Source organism: Nocardioides pakistanensis (genome assembly GCF_054781215.1).
This window is the reverse complement of sequence record NZ_BAAGUV010000072.1, coordinates 63639-80618: the sequence shown is the minus strand read 5'-3', so window position 1 is coordinate 80618 and position 16980 is coordinate 63639. Positions and strand designations below refer to the sequence as shown.

Annotated in this window: 13 protein-coding genes; 9 read left to right on the top strand and 4 right to left on the bottom strand. The window is 72.3% G+C overall.

Annotated elements, in window-relative coordinates; translation table 11 throughout:
• Positions 1–61: 61 nt before the first annotated feature.
• The gene (trhA, locus tag ACYVIH_RS20845) at positions 62–784 is read right to left on the bottom strand and encodes a PAQR family membrane homeostasis protein TrhA (RefSeq protein WP_460871468.1); all 723 of its coding nucleotides are present in this window, start codon (positions 782–784) and stop codon (positions 62–64) included.
• Positions 785–1096: 312 nt separating this feature from the next.
• Here trhA and ACYVIH_RS20840 point away from each other — a divergent pair, with 312 nt between their 5' ends.
• From ACYVIH_RS20840 to ACYVIH_RS20805, 8 genes are all read left to right on the top strand, one after another.
• On the top strand, positions 1097–1489 hold the full coding sequence (locus ACYVIH_RS20840) for a DUF6504 family protein (protein ID WP_460871467.1): 393 nt from the start codon (positions 1097–1099) through the stop codon (positions 1487–1489).
• Between the two features lie 13 nt (positions 1490–1502).
• On the top strand, positions 1503–1964 hold the full coding sequence (locus ACYVIH_RS20835; RefSeq protein WP_460871466.1) for an SAV_6107 family HEPN domain-containing protein: 462 nt from the start codon (positions 1503–1505) through the stop codon (positions 1962–1964).
• Positions 1954–5889 carry a DNA polymerase III subunit alpha gene (locus ACYVIH_RS20830; RefSeq protein WP_460871465.1) on the top strand — a complete coding sequence of 1312 codons (3936 nt, stop codon included), beginning with the start codon at positions 1954–1956 and terminating at the stop codon, positions 5887–5889. The genes ACYVIH_RS20835 and ACYVIH_RS20830 overlap by 11 nt, the downstream gene beginning before the upstream one ends.
• 34 nt (positions 5890–5923) lie before the next feature.
• Positions 5924–6682 carry a methyltransferase domain-containing protein gene (locus tag ACYVIH_RS20825; protein WP_460871464.1) on the top strand — a complete coding sequence of 253 codons (759 nt, stop codon included), beginning with the start codon at positions 5924–5926 and terminating at the stop codon, positions 6680–6682.
• Positions 6683–6706: 24 nt separating this feature from the next.
• Complete coding sequence (dinB, locus tag ACYVIH_RS20820; RefSeq protein ID WP_460871463.1) at positions 6707–7924, top strand: DNA polymerase IV; 1218 nt, start codon at positions 6707–6709, stop codon at positions 7922–7924.
• A gap of 39 nt (positions 7925–7963) precedes the next feature.
• Positions 7964–10072, top strand: a complete 2109-nt coding sequence (locus ACYVIH_RS20815; protein WP_460871462.1) for a sensor domain-containing protein — start codon at positions 7964–7966, stop codon at positions 10070–10072.
• Between the two features lie 366 nt (positions 10073–10438).
• Complete coding sequence (locus ACYVIH_RS20810) at positions 10439–10996, top strand: RsiG family protein (RefSeq protein ID WP_460871461.1); 558 nt, start codon at positions 10439–10441, stop codon at positions 10994–10996.
• Positions 10997–11039: 43 nt separating this feature from the next.
• Positions 11040–11765, top strand: coding sequence for a FliA/WhiG family RNA polymerase sigma factor (locus ACYVIH_RS20805; protein WP_460871460.1), 726 nt, complete (start codon positions 11040–11042; stop codon positions 11763–11765).
• A 9-nt stretch (positions 11766–11774) separates the two neighbouring features.
• On the opposite strand, the gene ACYVIH_RS20800 is transcribed toward ACYVIH_RS20805, so the two are convergent.
• Positions 11775–12506 (bottom strand): L,D-transpeptidase family protein, encoded by a 732-nt coding sequence (locus ACYVIH_RS20800; protein WP_460871459.1) that lies wholly within the window; start codon positions 12504–12506, stop codon positions 11775–11777.
• Positions 12507–12756: 250 nt separating this feature from the next.
• Here ACYVIH_RS20800 and ACYVIH_RS20795 point away from each other — a divergent pair, with 250 nt between their 5' ends.
• A complete protein-coding gene (locus ACYVIH_RS20795) occupies positions 12757–13212 on the top strand; it encodes a DUF3040 domain-containing protein (protein ID WP_460871458.1) in 456 nt (151 codons plus the stop codon).
• Positions 13213–13250: 38 nt separating this feature from the next.
• Here the strand turns inward: ACYVIH_RS20795 and ACYVIH_RS20790 are convergent, their stop codons facing one another.
• The gene (locus ACYVIH_RS20790) at positions 13251–15683 is read right to left on the bottom strand and encodes a transglutaminase family protein (protein WP_460871457.1); all 2433 of its coding nucleotides are present in this window, start codon (positions 15681–15683) and stop codon (positions 13251–13253) included.
• Positions 15680–16972 (bottom strand): DUF58 domain-containing protein, encoded by a 1293-nt coding sequence (locus ACYVIH_RS20785; RefSeq protein ID WP_460871456.1) that lies wholly within the window; start codon positions 16970–16972, stop codon positions 15680–15682. The genes ACYVIH_RS20790 and ACYVIH_RS20785 overlap by 4 nt, the downstream gene beginning before the upstream one ends.
• Positions 16973–16980 lie beyond the last annotated feature (8 nt).

The window sequence follows — 16980 nt, the reverse complement described above, 5'->3', positions numbered from 1 at the left end:
TCTGAAAGGCATCTGTTGCGTTCACACCCCGGCGAGCCGCACACCTACCTGCGAATCCGGGTCAGAGACCGGCAGCGGTCCGGGTGGCGAGCGAGATCCCGACGAAGTGCGTGGCGAACGCGACGACGGTGAGCGCGTGGAAGACCTCGTGGAACCCGAACCACGCCGGCACCGGGTTGGGGCGCTGCACGCCGTAGACGACGGCCCCGAGTCCGTAGAGCGCGCCGCCGACGACCATCAGGGTCAACGCGGGGCTGCCGACGTGGTCGGCGAGGCCGTCGGAGAACAGCAGTGCCGCGGCAGGGACCACCACGAAGGCCGGGGTGTGCAGCCAGCGCGGCGCGTCAACCCACCACACCCGGAACGCCACGCCGAGCACCGTCGCGAGCCACACGATCACCAGCAGGGTGCCGGTCCGGGCGGGCTGGAGGAGCAGGACGGAGAACGCGGTGTAGGTGCCGGCGATGTGGATGAAGATGTTCGCGTGGTCGAACCGGCGCAGCCGTGCCCGAGCCCGGTCGGACCAGGCGCGTCGGTGGTAGAGCGCGGAGACGCTGAACAGGACGACCGCGGAACCGACGAAGGCGGCCACCGCCCACCGGGCCGCGGGGCTCGGCGACCCGGCGAGCAGGATCACCCCGGCGACGAGCGTGAGGGGGGCCCAGGCGGCGTGGAGCCAGCCGCGCAGCCTCGGTTTCACCTCGTGCACCAGCTCGCGCGTGTGCTCGACGAGCCGGTCCGGCACCGGGGCGGGGTCTCGGGGGGTGCTGGACGTCAGGGACATGACTGTCCGTGTACCCGTCCCGGGTGACCGGCAGGCCTCCGCGGCGACAGGTACAGACCAGGTGGGTGCTCCCGGTGCCCGGCGTGCGTGCTGCTCCGCGCGCCCTGCCCACAGATTTCGACGATCGGTTGACGGGTTGTCGGAGGGCAGGTGTACCGTGAGTATTGTTCGAACACCTGTTCGAACAACCTGCCGGCGGGGGCGACCTCGACCCCCGTCCCCGCCGGCACACCCCGCGTGGGGTGAGGGTGCCAGAGGGGTCGGACAGGGGTCGGGTCAAGCAGGTCGATGACTCTAGCCGGAGGGTGAGCAATGCGGCGGTACGACGATCCCGTGGATGTGCGCAAGGGGATGGTGGACGGGACCGAGGGTCCCGAGCAGTTCTTGTGGCGGGGGCGGCTGTGGAAGGTCCAGGCCGTCCTGGCCCACTGGGTGGAGACCGGGGCGTGGTGGGACTCGGCCGGCGCGCGGGCCGTGCTCGGCACGGAGACGCAGGCCGCGGCGGGCGCGGGCACCGGCTCGGCCCCAGGACCGAACTCCGGTTCGGCCGGCGGGCTGAGCGTGCTCCCCGACCTGACCGCGGAGCGGGAGATCTGGCGGGTCGAGGCGTCCCGAGGTCGGTTCGTCGCCGAGGGCGGTGGCGTCTTCGACCTGCTCTTCGACTGGGCCGAGGGCAGCTGGCGTCTTGCCCGCTGCCTGGACTGAGGAGGTTGTGGCGATGACGAGCGGCTCCATGCCCCACCCCTTCGACCTTCCCGCGGCGACCCACTCCTACCTCGAGCGGGCGGCGCTCTCGCTGCGCGAAGCAATCACCTCCACCGAGGTGACCCTGCGCTACGCCCATGCCCATGTGGCCGCGCTGCGGGCGACCGCCGCGTTGCTGGCGGCCCGGGCTCAGCCAGCCGCACCGCGCCGTGGCCGTGCGCAGAAGAACGCCTGGGTCCTGCTCGCCGAGGTCGCCCCGGAGTTCAGTGAGTGGGCCACCTTCTTCGCCGCCGGGGCCGCCAAGCGCGCCGCGGCCGAGGCCGGCTCGTCCCGCTCGGTCTCCGAGCGCGAGGCCGACGACCTGGTCCGCGACGCCGACCGGTTCCTCGGCCTGGTCGAGAGCTCTCTGGGTCTGGACCGGCACGTCCCGTTCCAGGAGCGGCTGCCCAGCACGGGGCCGAGCTGTGTCGCCTGACCCGTTCGTCCACCTGCACGTCGCCTCCGGCTACTCCCTCCAGTACGGCGCCTCCCATCCGCACGTGCTCGTCGAGCGGGCCGTCGAGCGTGAGATGGACACCCTCGCGCTCACCGACCGGGACGGGGTCTACGGCGCGGTGCGCTTCGCCAAGGCCTGCATGCAGGCCGGGATCCGGCCGGTGCTCGGTGTCGACCTCGCCGTCGCTCCCACCGGTGTCCTGCCCGAGACCCTGCTCGGCGCGGGCGCCGGCGGGTCGGCGGGAGGAGGCGGTGGCCGGCGACGCACCCCGGTCCGCGGTGGCAGCTTCCGTGACCTGCGGCTGCCGCGGGTGACCTTCCTCGCCGAGAGCAAGCCGGGCTGGGCCGCCCTGTGCCGGCTGGTCTCGGCAACCCACCTGACCGGTGACCGCGGATCGCCGGTGACCTCGCTGGAGCTGGTCGCCGAGCATCTCGCCGGGGGCGAGGTGCTGGTGCTGCTCGGCCCGGCCTCCGAGCTCGGCAAAGCCACGACGCTGCGCCGGGACGACCTGGCCCGGGCGGCGTTGCGGCCCTGGCTCGACGTCGTGGACCGCTCCTCGCTCGTGGTGGAGGTGGTCTCGCACCGGCTGGCCGGCCAGGGGCCGGGCTCCTCGCCCCACGCCGCCCGGATGCTCGCCACCGCGCGTGCCGAGCACCTCCCGGCGGTGCTCACCAACGCGGTCCGCTACGCCGATCGCAGCGACGCGCCGACCGTCGACGTGCTCGACGCCGCGCGGCGGCTGGTGCCGCTCGACCTGCGGCACGTCGACCGGGCCAACGCCGAGGGGTTCTTGAAGTCCGGCAAGGAGATGGCCGAGGTCGCCGAGGAGATCTGCCGGCTCTCCGGAGTCGGCGACAGTGCCCGTGCCGCGCGCGAGCTCCTGGCCCGGACCCGCAGCGTCGCCGACCGGTGTGCGGTCGACCCCCGCAGCGACCTCGGGCTGGGGGAGGTGCACTTCCCGGAGTTCGGCGCCTCCACCGAGGAGGCCCAGGCGATGCTCCGGGCGCGGTGCGAGGCGGGCATCGCCACCCGTTACGGCAACGCCCCCCGCCAGCGGATCTGGAAGCGGCTCGACGACGAGCTGCAGATCATCGAGCAGCTCGGCTACGCCTCCTACTTCCTCACCGTCGCCGACGTCACCGACCTGATCAAGGAGATGGGGGTCCGGTCCGCGGCCCGGGGATCGGGTGCCGGCAGCCTGGTGAACTACCTGCTCGGGATCTCCGGGGTCGACCCGTTGCGCCACGGCCTGCTGATGGAGCGGTTCCTCTCCCCGCTGCGGCAGGCGCTGCCCGACATCGACATCGACGTGGAGTCGGCCCGGCGGCTGGAGGTCTACGAGAAGATCCTCGACCGTTACGGCGGGGAGCGGTGCGTGGCGGTGTCGATGATGGACACCTACCGGGTCCGTCATGCCGTCCGTGACGTCGGAGCCGCGCTGGGCATGCCGGCCGGGGAGGTCGACGCGATCGCGAAGGCGTTCCCCCACATCCGCGCCCGCGACGCCCGGACCGCCCTGCGCGAGCTGCCCGAGCTCCGGGCGGCCGGGCTCGGCGAGCAGCGGCTGGACCTGATGTTCGGCCTGGTCGAGCGGCTCGACGGACTGCCCCGGCACATCGCGGTCCATCCCTGCGGGGTGCTGCTCTCCGACGGCACCCTCCTGGACCGCACCCCGGTCGAGGCCAGCTACGCCGGCTTCCCGATGAGCCAGTTCGACAAGGACGACGTGGAGGACCTCGGCCTGCTCAAGCTCGACGTGCTCGGCATCCGGATGCAGTCGGCGATGGCCCATGCCCTCGACCAGATCCGCACCGTCGACGGGGTCGAGATCGACATCGACGACGAGAGCCAGGTGCCGCTCGACGACCCGGCGACCTTCGAGCTGATCGGTCAGGCCCGGACACTGGGCTGCTTCCAGATCGAGTCACCGGGCCAGCGCGAGCTGGTCGGCCGGTCCGCGATCAGCACCTTCGAGGAGATCATCACCGACATCTCGCTGTTCCGGCCGGGGCCGGTCAAGAGCGACATGGTCACCCCCTACCTCAACGCCCGGCAGGGCTGGGCGATGCCTACCTACCTCCACGACGACCTCAGGCCGATCCTGGAGCAGACCTCGGGCGTGGTGGTCTTCCACGAGCAGGTCATCGAGATCATCGCCCAGCTCACCGGCTGCACGCTCGCCGAGGCCGACGAGGCCCGCCGGGCGCTCGGCGACATCGAGGGGATGGCCCAGACCAGGCTCTGGTTCTTCCCACGGGTGCTCGGCCGCGGCTACACCCAGCACCTGGCCGAGGAGGCCTGGAAGGTGCTGGAGGCGTTCGCCTCGTTCGGGTTCTGCAAGGCCCACGCCGCGGCATTCGCCCTCCCGACCTACCAGTCGGCCTGGCTCAAGGCGCACTACCCGGCGCACTTCCTCGCCGGTGTGCTCACCCACGACCCGGGGATGTACCCCAAGCGGCTGATCCTCGACGACGCCCGCCAGTTCGGGATCACGGTGCTCGGGCTCGATGTGAACAGCAGCGAGAAGGAGTACGTCGTCGAGCGGGTCGAGCCGGCAGCCGGCGACGGTCCTTCGACGGGCTCAGGACACCGCCCTTCGACGGGCTCAGGACACCGTTACGGGATCCGGCTCGCCCTCTCGGAGGTGAAGGGGATCAGCGAGGCCGAGGTGGACCGGGTCGTTGCGGCCCGGCCCTACCAGTCGCTCACCGACTTCTGGCACCGAGCCCGGGTGTCCCGGCCGATCGCGGAGCGGCTCGTGCTCGCCGGCGGGTTCGACTCGGTCTACGGCATCGGCACGTCCCTCGGGGTGCGCCGGCGGGCCAAGGTCACCCGGCGCGACCTGCTGCTCCAGGTGGCCGACCTCGACCGGCAGACCCGGGCCGGTGAACGCGCGAGCCGTGGCCGCGGCCGTGGTCTGTCCGCCCGGTCCGGCGCCCGCCGATCCGGTGCGGGCCGCGCCCAGGAGGCCGATGTCCCGATGGTCGAGGTGTCCGCGGCCGAGGTGCGGGCGGCCGACGCCGCGAGCCGCAACAGCAGCGACCCGCGGGAACGCGCTGCGACGTCCGGGGTGTGGGAGCAGGCGTCGCGTCAGTCCCAGGCGACCAGGACGCCTCGCCCGGTGACCTCGGTGCAGCTCGCGCTGGACCTCGGCGACACCGTGGAGGGGGAGACCAGCGGGCTCCCCGAGATGAGCGACTCCGAGCGGGTCCGAGCCGAGCTCGAGATCCTCGGTCTCGACGTGAGCCGGCACGTGGTCGACTTCTACGTCCCTCTCCTCGAGGAGCTCGGCGTGACCCGCTCCCGCGACCTGCTGCAGCGCCGCAGCCGGTCCGAGCTGCTCGTCGGTGGGGTCAAGGTGGCCACCCAGACCCCACCGATCCGGTCCGGTCGCCGGGTGATCTTCGTGACCCTCGACGACGCCACCGGGCCGGTGGACGCGACGTTCTTCGAGGACGCCCAGGGCCCCTACGCCGCCACCGTCTTCCATTCCTGGCTGCTGGTGGTGCGCGGCGTGCTGCGGCGCACCGGCCCCCGCGGGGTCTCGATCCGCGCCACCGGCTGCTGGGAGCTGCCGACGCTGCACCAGATCTGGAAGGAGCACGGCATCGAGGCGGTCCGGGCGTTCATGGACGAGGTCCCCGAGGGCTTCGGCGGGGTCGGGTCGGTCGAGGAAGCGGCGGTGACCGGTGCGGCCGAGAGCCGGTCGACGCGGCCGGTGATGGCCGGGCCCCCGATGTCCGGCCGAGAGGGGAGCACCGCCGGCGGGATGGGGCGGCGCCGGGTGCTCGTGCACTCGAGCGGGTTCAAGGTGTCGCCGTACGCCGACGTCAGGCCTGCGGGGGAGGACACCAAGAGCGCTCCCCGCAAGCTGTGGCACAGCAGCCCCGGGAGTGCCGGATGACGTTCACCGCCGTGGTCTCACTAGGGTGGGCACCATGCCTGGACACAACGCCCCGCAGCGCCCGCACGGACGCGAGGCGGCTCGCACCGCGGTCGTGTGGGAGGCCCTGCAGGAGGTGCTGGCCTCGGTCCCGAGCCACGACCGGGTCGACGGTGTGGCCACCGTCCTCGACGTCGGCGGTGGCACCGGCGGCTTCGCGGTCCGGGTGGCCGAGCTCGGTCATCGGGTCACAGTCATCGACCCGAGCCCTGACGCGTTGGCGATCCTGGGGCGCCGGGCCGACGAGAGCGGTGTCGCCGACCTGGTCACCGCCCGTCAAGGGGACCTGGCGTCCCTGCCCGACCTGGTGCCCTCCGGCAGCGTGGACGTGGTGCTGTGCCACGGCGTCCTGGAGATCGTCGACGACCCGGCTGCGGCACTGGCTGCCCTGGCCGGGGTGCTCCGTCCCGGTGGCACGCTCAGCCTGCTGGTCGGCCAGCGCCATGCCGCGGTGGTCACCCGGGCGATGGCCGGCCACTTCCACCAGGCAAAGGCACTGCTCGACGACCCGACGGCTGCCGGCGCCACCCGCCGGCTCACCGCCGAGGAGGTCTCGGCGCTGCTGGACAGCAACGGCTTCGACGTGCGCACCATGCATGCGGTCCGGGTGTTCGTCGATCTGGTGCCGAGCTCGCTGGTCGACCTCGAGCCCGGTGCTGCCTCGGCGCTGGTGGAGCTGGAGAAGGCCGTCTCGACCCGACCCGAGTACCTCCCGTTGGGCACCCAGCTGCACGTCCTCGCGACGCGGCGTTAGTCCCTCACCCGACGGGAGAGGGCGATGAGCGCCCTGCCTCCCGACCTCGTCGCCGCATCCTGGGGCTGCCCGATCCTGCACGTGGACATGGACGCCTTCTACGCCTCGGTGGCGACCCGGGACCGTCCCGATCTGCGTGACGTGCCGGTGATCGTCGGCGGCGGCCACCGCGGCGTGGTCCTGTCGGCGAACTACCTGGCCCGGCAGCACGGCGTCCGGTCGGCGATGCCTGGCACCCGCGCCAGGCGCCTGTGCCCGCAGGCGGTGGTGATCCCCCCTGACTTCGAGACCTTCACGGCCGTCTCCTCCGCGGTGATGGAGACCTTCCGGCAGGTGACCCCGCTGGTCGAGGCGTTGTCGCTGGACGAGGCGTTCCTCGACGTCTCGGGAGCCTCGAGGAGGTTGGGGAGCCCCTACGAGATCGCCGAGCACCTCCGGGCGCGGATCTTCGACGAGCAGGGCATCACCTGCTCGGTCGGGGTGGCGAGCACGGTCGCGGTGGCGAAGATCGCCAGCAGGCAGGCCAAGCCCGACGGCGTGTGCGTCGTACCTCCCGCCACCGTGACGACGTTCCTGCACCCACTCGAGGCCGGGGAGCTGTGGGGGGTGGGGGAGAAGACCGCTGCCCTGCTGCAGCGGCTGGGGCTGATGACCGTCGGCGACATCGCACACACCTCGCCGGCCACGCTCCAGCGAGCGGTCGGCCCGGCGCTCGGCACACGGCTCCATCAGCTTGCCTGGGGGCGCGACCCCCGGGTGGTCACCCCGCGCCGTGGGCCGGACGAGCCCGACAAGAGCATGGGCGCGGACGAGACGTTCGGGCGGGACACCGACGACCCCGAGGTGGTCCGGCGCGAGCTGCTCCGGCTCTCGGCCAAGGTCACCGCCCGGCTGCGCGCAGCCAAGGTGGCCGGACGGACGGTGACCCTCCGCGTCCGGTTCGCCGACTTCACCACGATCACCCGGTCCCGGACCCTGCCGGAGGCGACCGACGTGACCCAGGTGGTCTACCGCACTGCGGCCGACCTCTACGCCGCCCTGGGGCTGCAGCGTGCGCGGGTGCGGCTGGTCGGGGTCCGGGTCGAGGGCCTCCTGCCCCGGGTCGCGGTGCACCACCAGATGATGCTCGGGGAGCGGGAGCACGGCTGGTCCGACGCTGACCGCGCCGTGGACCGGGCAGCCACGAGATTCGGGGCGGCAGCCGTCAGACCGGCTACTCTGCTGCGAGGGGGAGGGCCTTGACGGTCCGTTGGCGCAGCGACGTGGGGGAGGGACTTCTGCATGAGAGCTCGAGGGAGCGGCGACGCTCGCCGTGTCCCGGCGTGGGCGCTGGTCCCGGGGCTTTCGCTCAAGGAGCAGGTCGAGCTGTTCGCCAGCATCGCCATGAGTGCCCCCAGCGGCGTGATCGCCTCCGACCTCGAGGGCCGGATCGTCTGGGTGAACCCCGTGGCTGCAGAGATGTTCGGCTGGCCGCGTGAGGAGCTGATGGGCCAGCCGTTCGTCGTTGTGCTTCCCCCTGAGCACCACGAGATGGTGCTGCACACCCGCGAGCAGATCCTGCGCAACGAGCTGACGGAACCCTTTCTCACCACCGGGCTGCGCCGCGACGGCACCCGCTTCGACGTGTCCGTGACCCCTGGTGTGCGCCGCGACGCCGACGGGCGGGCGCTCGGCACCAACGTGGTGCTTCGCGACGTGACCGAGGAGCTGAGGGTCCAGCGGGAGCTCACCGAAGCCCTCGCTCGGTCACGGGCGCGGTTCGACCAGTCCGCCAAGCCGCAGGGCCTGCTCGACATCAACGGCAGGTTCGTCGAGGTCAACGACGCCGCGTGCAGGCTGCTCGGCTGGCCACGCGACGAGCTCGTCGGGCGCGACTCCACCGAGGTGGTCCATCCCCGCGACCCCGACCGGGTCCGTGAGCAGCTCGCCCTGCTGCGAGACGGCGGCCTGCCGGCGACGACCTACGAGACCACGGGGATCCGCAAGGACGGCTCCCAGGTCGCGCTCCAGATCGACATCACCGCCGTGCGGGACGACCACGGCCGTGCCTACGAGTTCGCGGCCTTCGCCCGGGACCTCACCGAGCTCCGCGAGGCGCAGGCCCAGCTCGCCAGCCAGGCTGCGTTCTTCCGTGGCCTCAACCGCGAGTCGTCGGACGCGACTCTCGTCGCCGACGAGCGGGGGCACCTGGTCTACGTCAGCCCGTCGACCGAGCAGGTGCTCGGCCATCGGCCACGCAGCCTGCTCGACGTCGCCGCCGAGGACCTCGCTCACCCCGACGACCTCGGACCCGCGACCGAGGTCCGCCGCCGACTGCTCGCCGCGCCCGGCAGTCGGGAGCGGTTCACCCTGCGGCTGCGGACCGCCGAGGGGGAGTGGCGCTGGTTCGAGGCGACGGCGACGAACTGTCTCGACGATGCCGATGTCGGCGGCCTGGTCGTAAACCTCCGCGACGTCACCGCGCAGATGGCGGCGCAGGCGGCGCTGCGCGAGTCCGAGGCACGCTACCGCGCGATCGCCGAGACCGCGCAGGAGGGCATCTTCGCGCTGTCCCTGGAAGGCACCGTGCTGTTCGGCAACGAGCGGCTCGCCGACATCCTCGGCCTGGACATGCAGCAGGTCTACGAGCTCGGTGACCACGAGCTGTTCCGGGGCGCCCCCGACGCACTGGCTGCCGCCCCGGCGGACCTGCCGGCGGGGGCACCGATCCGGTACGACCTGCCCTACCACCACCCCGACGGCAGCGAGCACGTGCTCCTGGTCTCGGCGAGCCGTCTGGCCGACGCCGACGGGTCGCTGCTCGGCACGCTGGCGATGGTCTCCGACGTCACCGAGCAGCGCTCGGCGGAGGCGTCCCTGCGACACCAGGCGCTGCACGACCCACTCACCGGCCTGGCCAACCGGTCGCTGTTCTTCGACCGGCTGGCGACCGCCGATGCTCGCCGGGAGCGCTCCGGTCAGGGAGCGGTGGGTGTGCTGTTCCTCGACCTCGACGACTTCAAGCGCGTCAACGACGAGCACGGTCACCAGGCCGGCGACCAGGTGTTGGAGCAGGTCGCGCGCCGGCTGTCGCACGCGGTGCGGGCGACCGACACGGTGGCGCGGCTCGGCGGCGACGAGTTCGCGGTGATCTGCGAGGAGGCCGACGAGGAGACGCTCGACCTCGTGTCGGCCCGGATCGCCGAGAGCTTGGCGGTGCCGGTCGCCATCGACGACGCGAGCGGCATGGCCCTGGAGATCACCGCCAGCATCGGGACCGCTCTATCACCTCCGCACGACGTCGACGACCTCGTGAAACGAGCCGACGCCGCCATGTACCGCTCGAAGGCGGTCCGTCCCACCAGCCGGATCGAGGACTCAGCGGACGGGGTGGACGCACCGGCCGAGTGAGGGCTGAACGGTGCCGGCACCGCGTGCCCCGCTGAACGCGTGGCAGGCCCCCGGTCGTGGGCGGACCGGGGGCCTGCAGACCGACACGGGGGGGATGTGTCGGACCATACCGGCAGCCGGGGGGGATGACTACCGGTCGGTGGGGTACTACGGACTCCGCAGTTTCGTCTTCGTCCCTCCCAGTGACGGAGACGACGTTCCGTGAAGTCATCAGGATCATCGGGCAGCGGTCGGCACTACTTGAGGGGAGAGAGGTATTTTTTTCCGACATTTCCTCGGAGACCGGCGGCAGCGCTGCGCGGGGAGCCGTGTGATGGCAGCATCAGCCTTCAAGACCTGGTCCTCACGTCGAGCGCAGGGGAGAACATGAGCCAGAGCCAACGTGCGCGAGCCGGAGAGGCGGGCGGCCTGCGAGCCGCCGAGCTGCCGCCGGTCCCCGTGGCCGAGGTGGCCGAGCTCCCGTTGGCGGCGCTGCGGGCCTATCGGCAGAAGCTCGCCGACGAGGAGGACCGGGTGTCCTACTGGCGGCGGCTGGTCCACGCCCGGCTGGACCTGCTCAAGGCGCAGAGCAGCGAGGGGCCGCTGTCGCTCGAGGCTCTGGCCCGGGCTCTGGGCGACACCGGGAGCGGGCGCACACGGACCGCGTTGGTGAGGGTGCGCGCGGCCGAGCCACTGCCCGAGCTTCCCGTACTGGAGGAGATGTGGGTGACCGAGGTCGATGCCGCCGATCCGGAGGGGGTAGCCGCAGCCGTGGATCGGTTGACCACGGCTGAGCGGCAGCTGACCTCGTACCGCTCCGCGTTGCACCAGCGCATCGACGAGGCCACGGCCGAGCTCCTCGAGCGGTATCGCCAGGATCCGTCCAGTGCGCTGCTGGCGCTGCGCAGAGGCGGCGGTTCGGTTCCTCGCCGGCCGACGCGATGAGGACGCCGCACGCCGTGACCCACCGCGAGCAGAGGGGCTGACCGTGAACGACACAGGGGTCGACGAGCTGTGGCGGGCCTACCGCGATGAGCCCACCGAGGAGCGCCGCAACCGCCTCGTCCTGCAGTACTCACCGTTGGTGAAGTACGTCGCCGGCAGGTTGCGGACCCGACTGCCTGACAGTGTGGAGTACGCCGACCTTGTCTCCGACGGGATCATCGGACTGATGGGCGCCATCGAGCGCTTCGATCCCGGCCGGGGTCTGACCTTCCAGACCTTCGCGGTCCCGCGGATCCGCGGGGCGATGGTGGATGCGCTCCGCGCGTTGGACTGGGTGCCGCGGTCGGTGAGGGAGAAGGTCCGCCAGGTCGAGGCCGCCCAGCGGACGTTGGAGACCCGGCTGGGGCGGATCCCCGACGACCCCGAGATCGCGACCGAGCTGGGCATCTCCGTGGCCGAGCTGCGCGAGCTCTACGCGAAGACCGCGTTCACGAGCGTGGCCACGATGGAGGACCTCGAGCTGGCCGACGACCTCTCCGCGGCGGCGACGCACGAAATCGAGGACGACGAGGCCAAGGCGGCCCTGCTGCGGGTGGTCGACGAGCTCCCCGAGCGGGACCAGGTGATCATCGCGCTGTACTACTTCGAAGGGCTCACGCTCTCCGAGATCGGCTACGTGCTGGGGGTCACCGAGTCCCGGGTCTCGCAGCTGCACAGCCGCGCCACCATGGTGCTGCGCACGAAGCTGGCCGACGCCGGGTCGGTCTGAACCGGCAGGTCAGTCCCACTCGCCGTACACGTGGACGAACAACCGCTTGTCGTGGGTGAGGTTCCACAGCTGCCGCGCGTCTTCGACCCAGAAGTTCACGCAGCCGTGGCTGTGCCCCTCGAAGGGGTTCATCATCAGCCGTGAGCCGTGGAGCGCCTGTCCACCGGAGAAGAACTGTGCGAACGGCATGGGGGCGTCGAAAGCTCGGCTGACGTGGTGCTTGCTGCGCCACTGGACCTCGAAGTCGCCGGTCCGGGTCTGCGTGCCGTAGCCGCCGCCGCGCACCAGCCAGGAGTTGTGGAGCCTGCCGTTGCGGTACAGGCTCGCCTGGTGTCGCTTCCGGTCGTAGCACATGTGCCAGCCGCGGTCGCGGCATGCCGCAGGGGCCTGCTTCTTGCCCCAGGTGCTGCGGCGGATCAACGGCACCCAGGTCCGGGCGTCGACCCGTCCGGTGACGCGGAGGCCGCGGGCGGCCTGGAAGTCACGCACCGCCTGCTCGGTCTTCGGCCCGAAGGTCCCGGTCGGGGACACATCGAGGAAGCCGAGGCGGTGCAGTCGGATCTGCACCTCGTACACGTGCTCGATCTGGTACGGGTCGGCATCGACGTCGCCACGCTGGACCAGCTCCCGCGTGAACGGCTGTCGCAGGTCCGGCGCTGCCTGGGCGGGCGCAACGCTCACCGCGAGCAGCGCCAGTCCGAGCGCGAGCGCGGTCAACATGCTGGCGAGGACAGCGCTCACGCGCGGCCTGCCCGGTGTCCTCGTCATCTCGTCCCCGTGTCCCCTCCGTGACGTGCGCGCATCGTCGCCCCTCCCGTGTGCCGCGCCGGCAGCCGACGGAAATGTCGCTCTTCCGCGGCCTTGTCCGTCACCCCAGGTCCAAGCCTCCCACGTGAGCCGAGTGTGGTCAGGGGATTTTTCGGTGCTCGCCTACCGTCTGCTCGGATGCCTGCCTAGACTTGAGCCAGGTCATCATCAGCGGGAGGAAGTCGTGCCGCTCTCCGAAGAAGAGTTGCGTCTGCTCGAGCAGATGGAGCGTGCCCTCGTTGCCGAGGACCCCAAGTTCGTCTCTGCGCTCAGGGGCACGGCCCGTCGGCGTGATGCCCGTCGGCGCACCTTCGTCGCCCTGGCCGTCTTCGTGGTGGGCGTCGCGGTGCTGATGACCGGAGCGGTGATGGCGAACACGGTGGTGGGCATCGTCGGATTCGTAGTGATGCTCGGCTCGGCTGTCGTCGCGCTGAGCTACTGGCGGGCCCAGTCGGCGCCCGCTGCCCAGCCTGACTCTCCGGCTCATGGCCCCGCGGCCGCCGGGTTCGGGCTCAGCGTGGTCGAGGGCGGCAAGAAGTCGAAGAAGCGCAGCCCGCGGCCCCGGTCGAGCAGCAACCAGACCATGATGCAGCGCTTCGAGGAGCGTTGGCAGCGCCGTCGCGGCTCCAACGGCTTCTGATCCTCCGTTTCCCAGCCGGGTCGCAGTCGGAGACCGGCTCAGACCGCCCGGTCAGTCCCCGGCTCGGCAAGGGCGACGGCGTCGCGACGCACCGTCCTGCTCAGCAGGTTGGTGACGGCGTTCCGGTACAACGATGCCGGTAGCCACGAGGCCAGCCTCCGCGTGCGCCTGCTCGCGCCCTGCCGCAGCGCCGTGCTGACGCGCTCGACGTCGGCCGCCACGTCGCCCGGCGCGCGTCCCGCCGCCAGCCGGCTCTCGCGTGCGAACCGCGCAAGCTCGAGGTCGCGCACGACTCGCTCGAGTGCAGCCGCTGCCTCTGGGTCGGCCTGCACGCCGCGTTCGGTGCCGCGCAGGTAGCCCTCTCGCTCGCCGGTGCCGGGCTTGCCGAAGGCGGCCGCGATGGCGCGGGCGCTGGTGCGCAGCGTCACCGCGTCGTCCCAGTGCAACCGCAGGTCCAGCGCGGTGTCGCGCAGCTCGCGCCAGCCGGCCTCGGCCGCGTCGGCGGCCGATCGCGCGGCAGCCCACCGTCGCCGACGCAGCAGAGAGCGTGCGAGCCGGGGACCGAAGGGGAGCGCGAGGACGACGAGCGCGACCGGCAGCGCGAGCCAGAGGGCCCGGTTCCCCGAGTCGTCCCCGCCGGAGCTCGCCGCACCGGCGTCGAGCTCCTGCTGGTCACGTCGGACCTGCTCGGGGTCGACGCTCGGGGCTGCGGCGGTGGGGATGTCCGTCGGCTCCGGGGTGGTGATCCGGCCGGTGCTGTAGCCGGGGACCTGCGGAGCCCGTGCACTGGGCGTGGGCTCGAACCGCAGCCAACCGGCACCTTCGAAGTACATCTCCGGCCACGCGTGCAGGTCGTGGGCGCTGTAGACGTACTCCCCGGGCCCCACCCTGTCCGGGGCGAGAAAGCCGACCGCCACCCTGGACGGGATCCCGAGCGTGCGGCCCATCACTGCCATGGCTGCGGCGAACTGCTCGCAGTAGCCGACCCTGCCGTCGGGGCCGGTGCTGAGGAAGGACTGCAGGTCCTCGGCGCCGTTGCCCGAGGGACGGTCGAGGGAGTACTCGAAGTCCCCGTCCCGACGGAAGAAGCGCTGAAGCCGGGCGGCCTTCTCGTAGGGCGTCTCCAGGCCCGCGGTGACCTCCCGAGCGAGGTCGGCGACCATGCCGGGCATCCCGTCCGGCAGATCGGTGTAGGGGGTGAAGACGTCTTCGGGGGTGGGGTCGGCGGACACCAGGTCGTCGGCGGTCGCCGCGACCTCCAGGGCGGTCAGGGAGTAGTCGACGCCGGCGGAGCTCTGCCCCTTCACGGCGCTGACGAAGTCCAACGTGGCCGCGTCGTACCGCCAGTCACCGGGCGCCTCGATACTGCTCACCGGGTACGGCGTCGGCAGCCACGTCGAGCTGAACCGCTCCGACACGCTGATCTCGAAGTCCACCTGTCGTCGGGCCACTCGTGCACGGAGACCGGGCGGCCGGGCGACCAGGCCGTCGGCGCGCTGTTCGGGGGGGATGTCGCGGTCCGACGGCTTCCAGGTCAGGCCGGTGAACTCGTCGAGCACCGAGAGTCGGAGGTACGACGGGTCGCCGTCGGTCGTTCGGACGGTCACCAGGTCGACGTCGCTGCCGCGCACCAGGTCCCTGCGCAGGCTGACCATCGGGTTGGTGATCGAGACGTCGCCGTCGCCGTCCCCACCGGGACCGCTGCCGGGCAGCAGCCCACCGCCGAGGGTGGGGATCACCAGGGGGGCCACGACGGCCAGGCCGGTGGCGGTGGCACCGATCCGGCGCGCGGCGGCGCGCACCGACACCGTGCTGACTCCCGCCTCGCCGGTGTCCTCGACGGCGCTCGTCCGGCTGACCTGGCGGCCCCAGTGGCTCAGCCGCTGACCCTCCTCGTGGGCCAGCATCGAGAGGAAACCGGTCGCGGTCGCCGCGAAGATCCACCAGCTCACGCCGTCGGAGAGGATCGACACCGGTGCGGTGTAGAGGGCCAGGAGCGGCAGTCCGGCGAGAGGCACCTGGCGCAGCCCGCAGGCGAGGAGGTCGACGAGCAGCGCCGTGGCCGCCCCCGCCAGCACGAGGAGCGGCATGATCTGGGGGACCGAGTCGCTGATCGGTGCCGCGTAGCTCTGGGCGGCGGCCACCCCGTCCCCGACCACGTCGAGCAGCCGCGGCGCCGAGCTGCCGGTGGGCAGCCAGCCGCCCACCGCCGTCTCCGGCGCCCACCGGTGCGTGGCCCACACGCCGAGCGCGACGACCTGCCCGACGAGCACCAGCACTGCCGGCAGACCGGTCAGGCGCAACAGGGCACCGGTGACCGCGATCAGCAGCGCGGCGAGGAGCGCGGGGACCAGGTAGCCGCTCGGGCTCTCCACGAACCCACCCCACGCCCAGAGGCTCACCCACGTGGTGAGGGACGCCAGGGCAGCCGGCACCAGAGCGCCGGAGAGGTCCAGGTGGCCGCGTCTCACGGAGCACCCCTCACCACAGCGTCGCGCGCGGCGCGACCGGCGGCACCAGAGGTGAGCCCGAGCTGTTGCCAGACGCCGGGCAACGAGTCCGCGGGGCCCGCGGTCACGCTCTGCCAGCCCCTGGCGCGCAGCCACCTGGCCGACATCGCTTCGTCCGCGGTGCCGGACCGCGAGGTCCCGGCCCAGGCGTCCACGTCGAGCGCGACCGCCATGGCGGTGGCAGCGGTGTTGCGCATCCGCGCGAAGCCTGCCTTGTCGTGCTCCTCCACGGCGCCGACGACGGCGACGAGCAGCCCCGAGTGGCCGGGGTCCTGGAGCCAACCGGTGTCGAGCTCGCGTCGGGTGGCCGTCCCGACCACCGCCAGCGACTCCAGCAGCGGTGCAGTCTCACCGGCCGCGCCGCCCCGGTCGTGCCAGGAGCCTCCGTGCTCGTCGCCCGAGGCGGTGACGAGGCGTACGACGAAGCCGCGCTGGACCAGGTGCACCGCGACGGACGCGGCGACGGCGACCGCATGCTCGAACGAGGACGCAGCCCCGCGGCCGCGGTGCGCGGACTGGCGGTTGTCGAGGAACAGCGTCGCGCGGGACTGCCACGGCTGCTCCTCGCGACGGACCATGAGCTCGCCGACCCGGGCACTGCTGCGCCAGTGCACGCGGCGCAGGTCGTCCCCTCGCCGGTACTCCCGAACGGTCACGTCCTCAGCACTGCCGGTGGCGAAGGCTCGCGGTCGGTTGTCGCCCGAGCCGGTCCAGGCTCCGGAGAGCGGGATGGGCGGCAGCGGGACGACCCGGGGCACCACCACCAGCGGTGCGGTGGAGGAGAACGTCCGGTCGAGCTCGACGAGCCCGAACGGGTCGTTGAGCCGGACGGTGAGCGGGCCGATGACGAACCGGCCACGGACCTCGGACCGGACCAGGTAGCTCACCGCTCGCCGACGCCCCGGCGCCATCCGGTCGACGACGAAGCGGGGACGGGTCCCCAGCACGTAGGGGAGCTGGTCCTCGAGGAGCAGCAGACCGGTGGGGAGGCGTCCGTCGTTGGTGAGGTCGAGCTGGATCCGGCACTCCTTGCCTGCGGTCACCTGCGTCGGGGACACCGAGCGGACCAGCCCGAGCCGGTAGCGGCTGCGGCTCACGAAGAAGGCCGCCACGACCGGGAGCAGCGCCAGCAGGGTGCCGACGCGAAGCAGGTCGTCCTGCCCGAGGACCATGGCGCACGCCAGCGCCGTGAGCCCGGCGGCCACGAAAGCTCGGCCCCGGGTGGTGAGCGCGGACAGGGCGTCGCGCATCGCGGTAC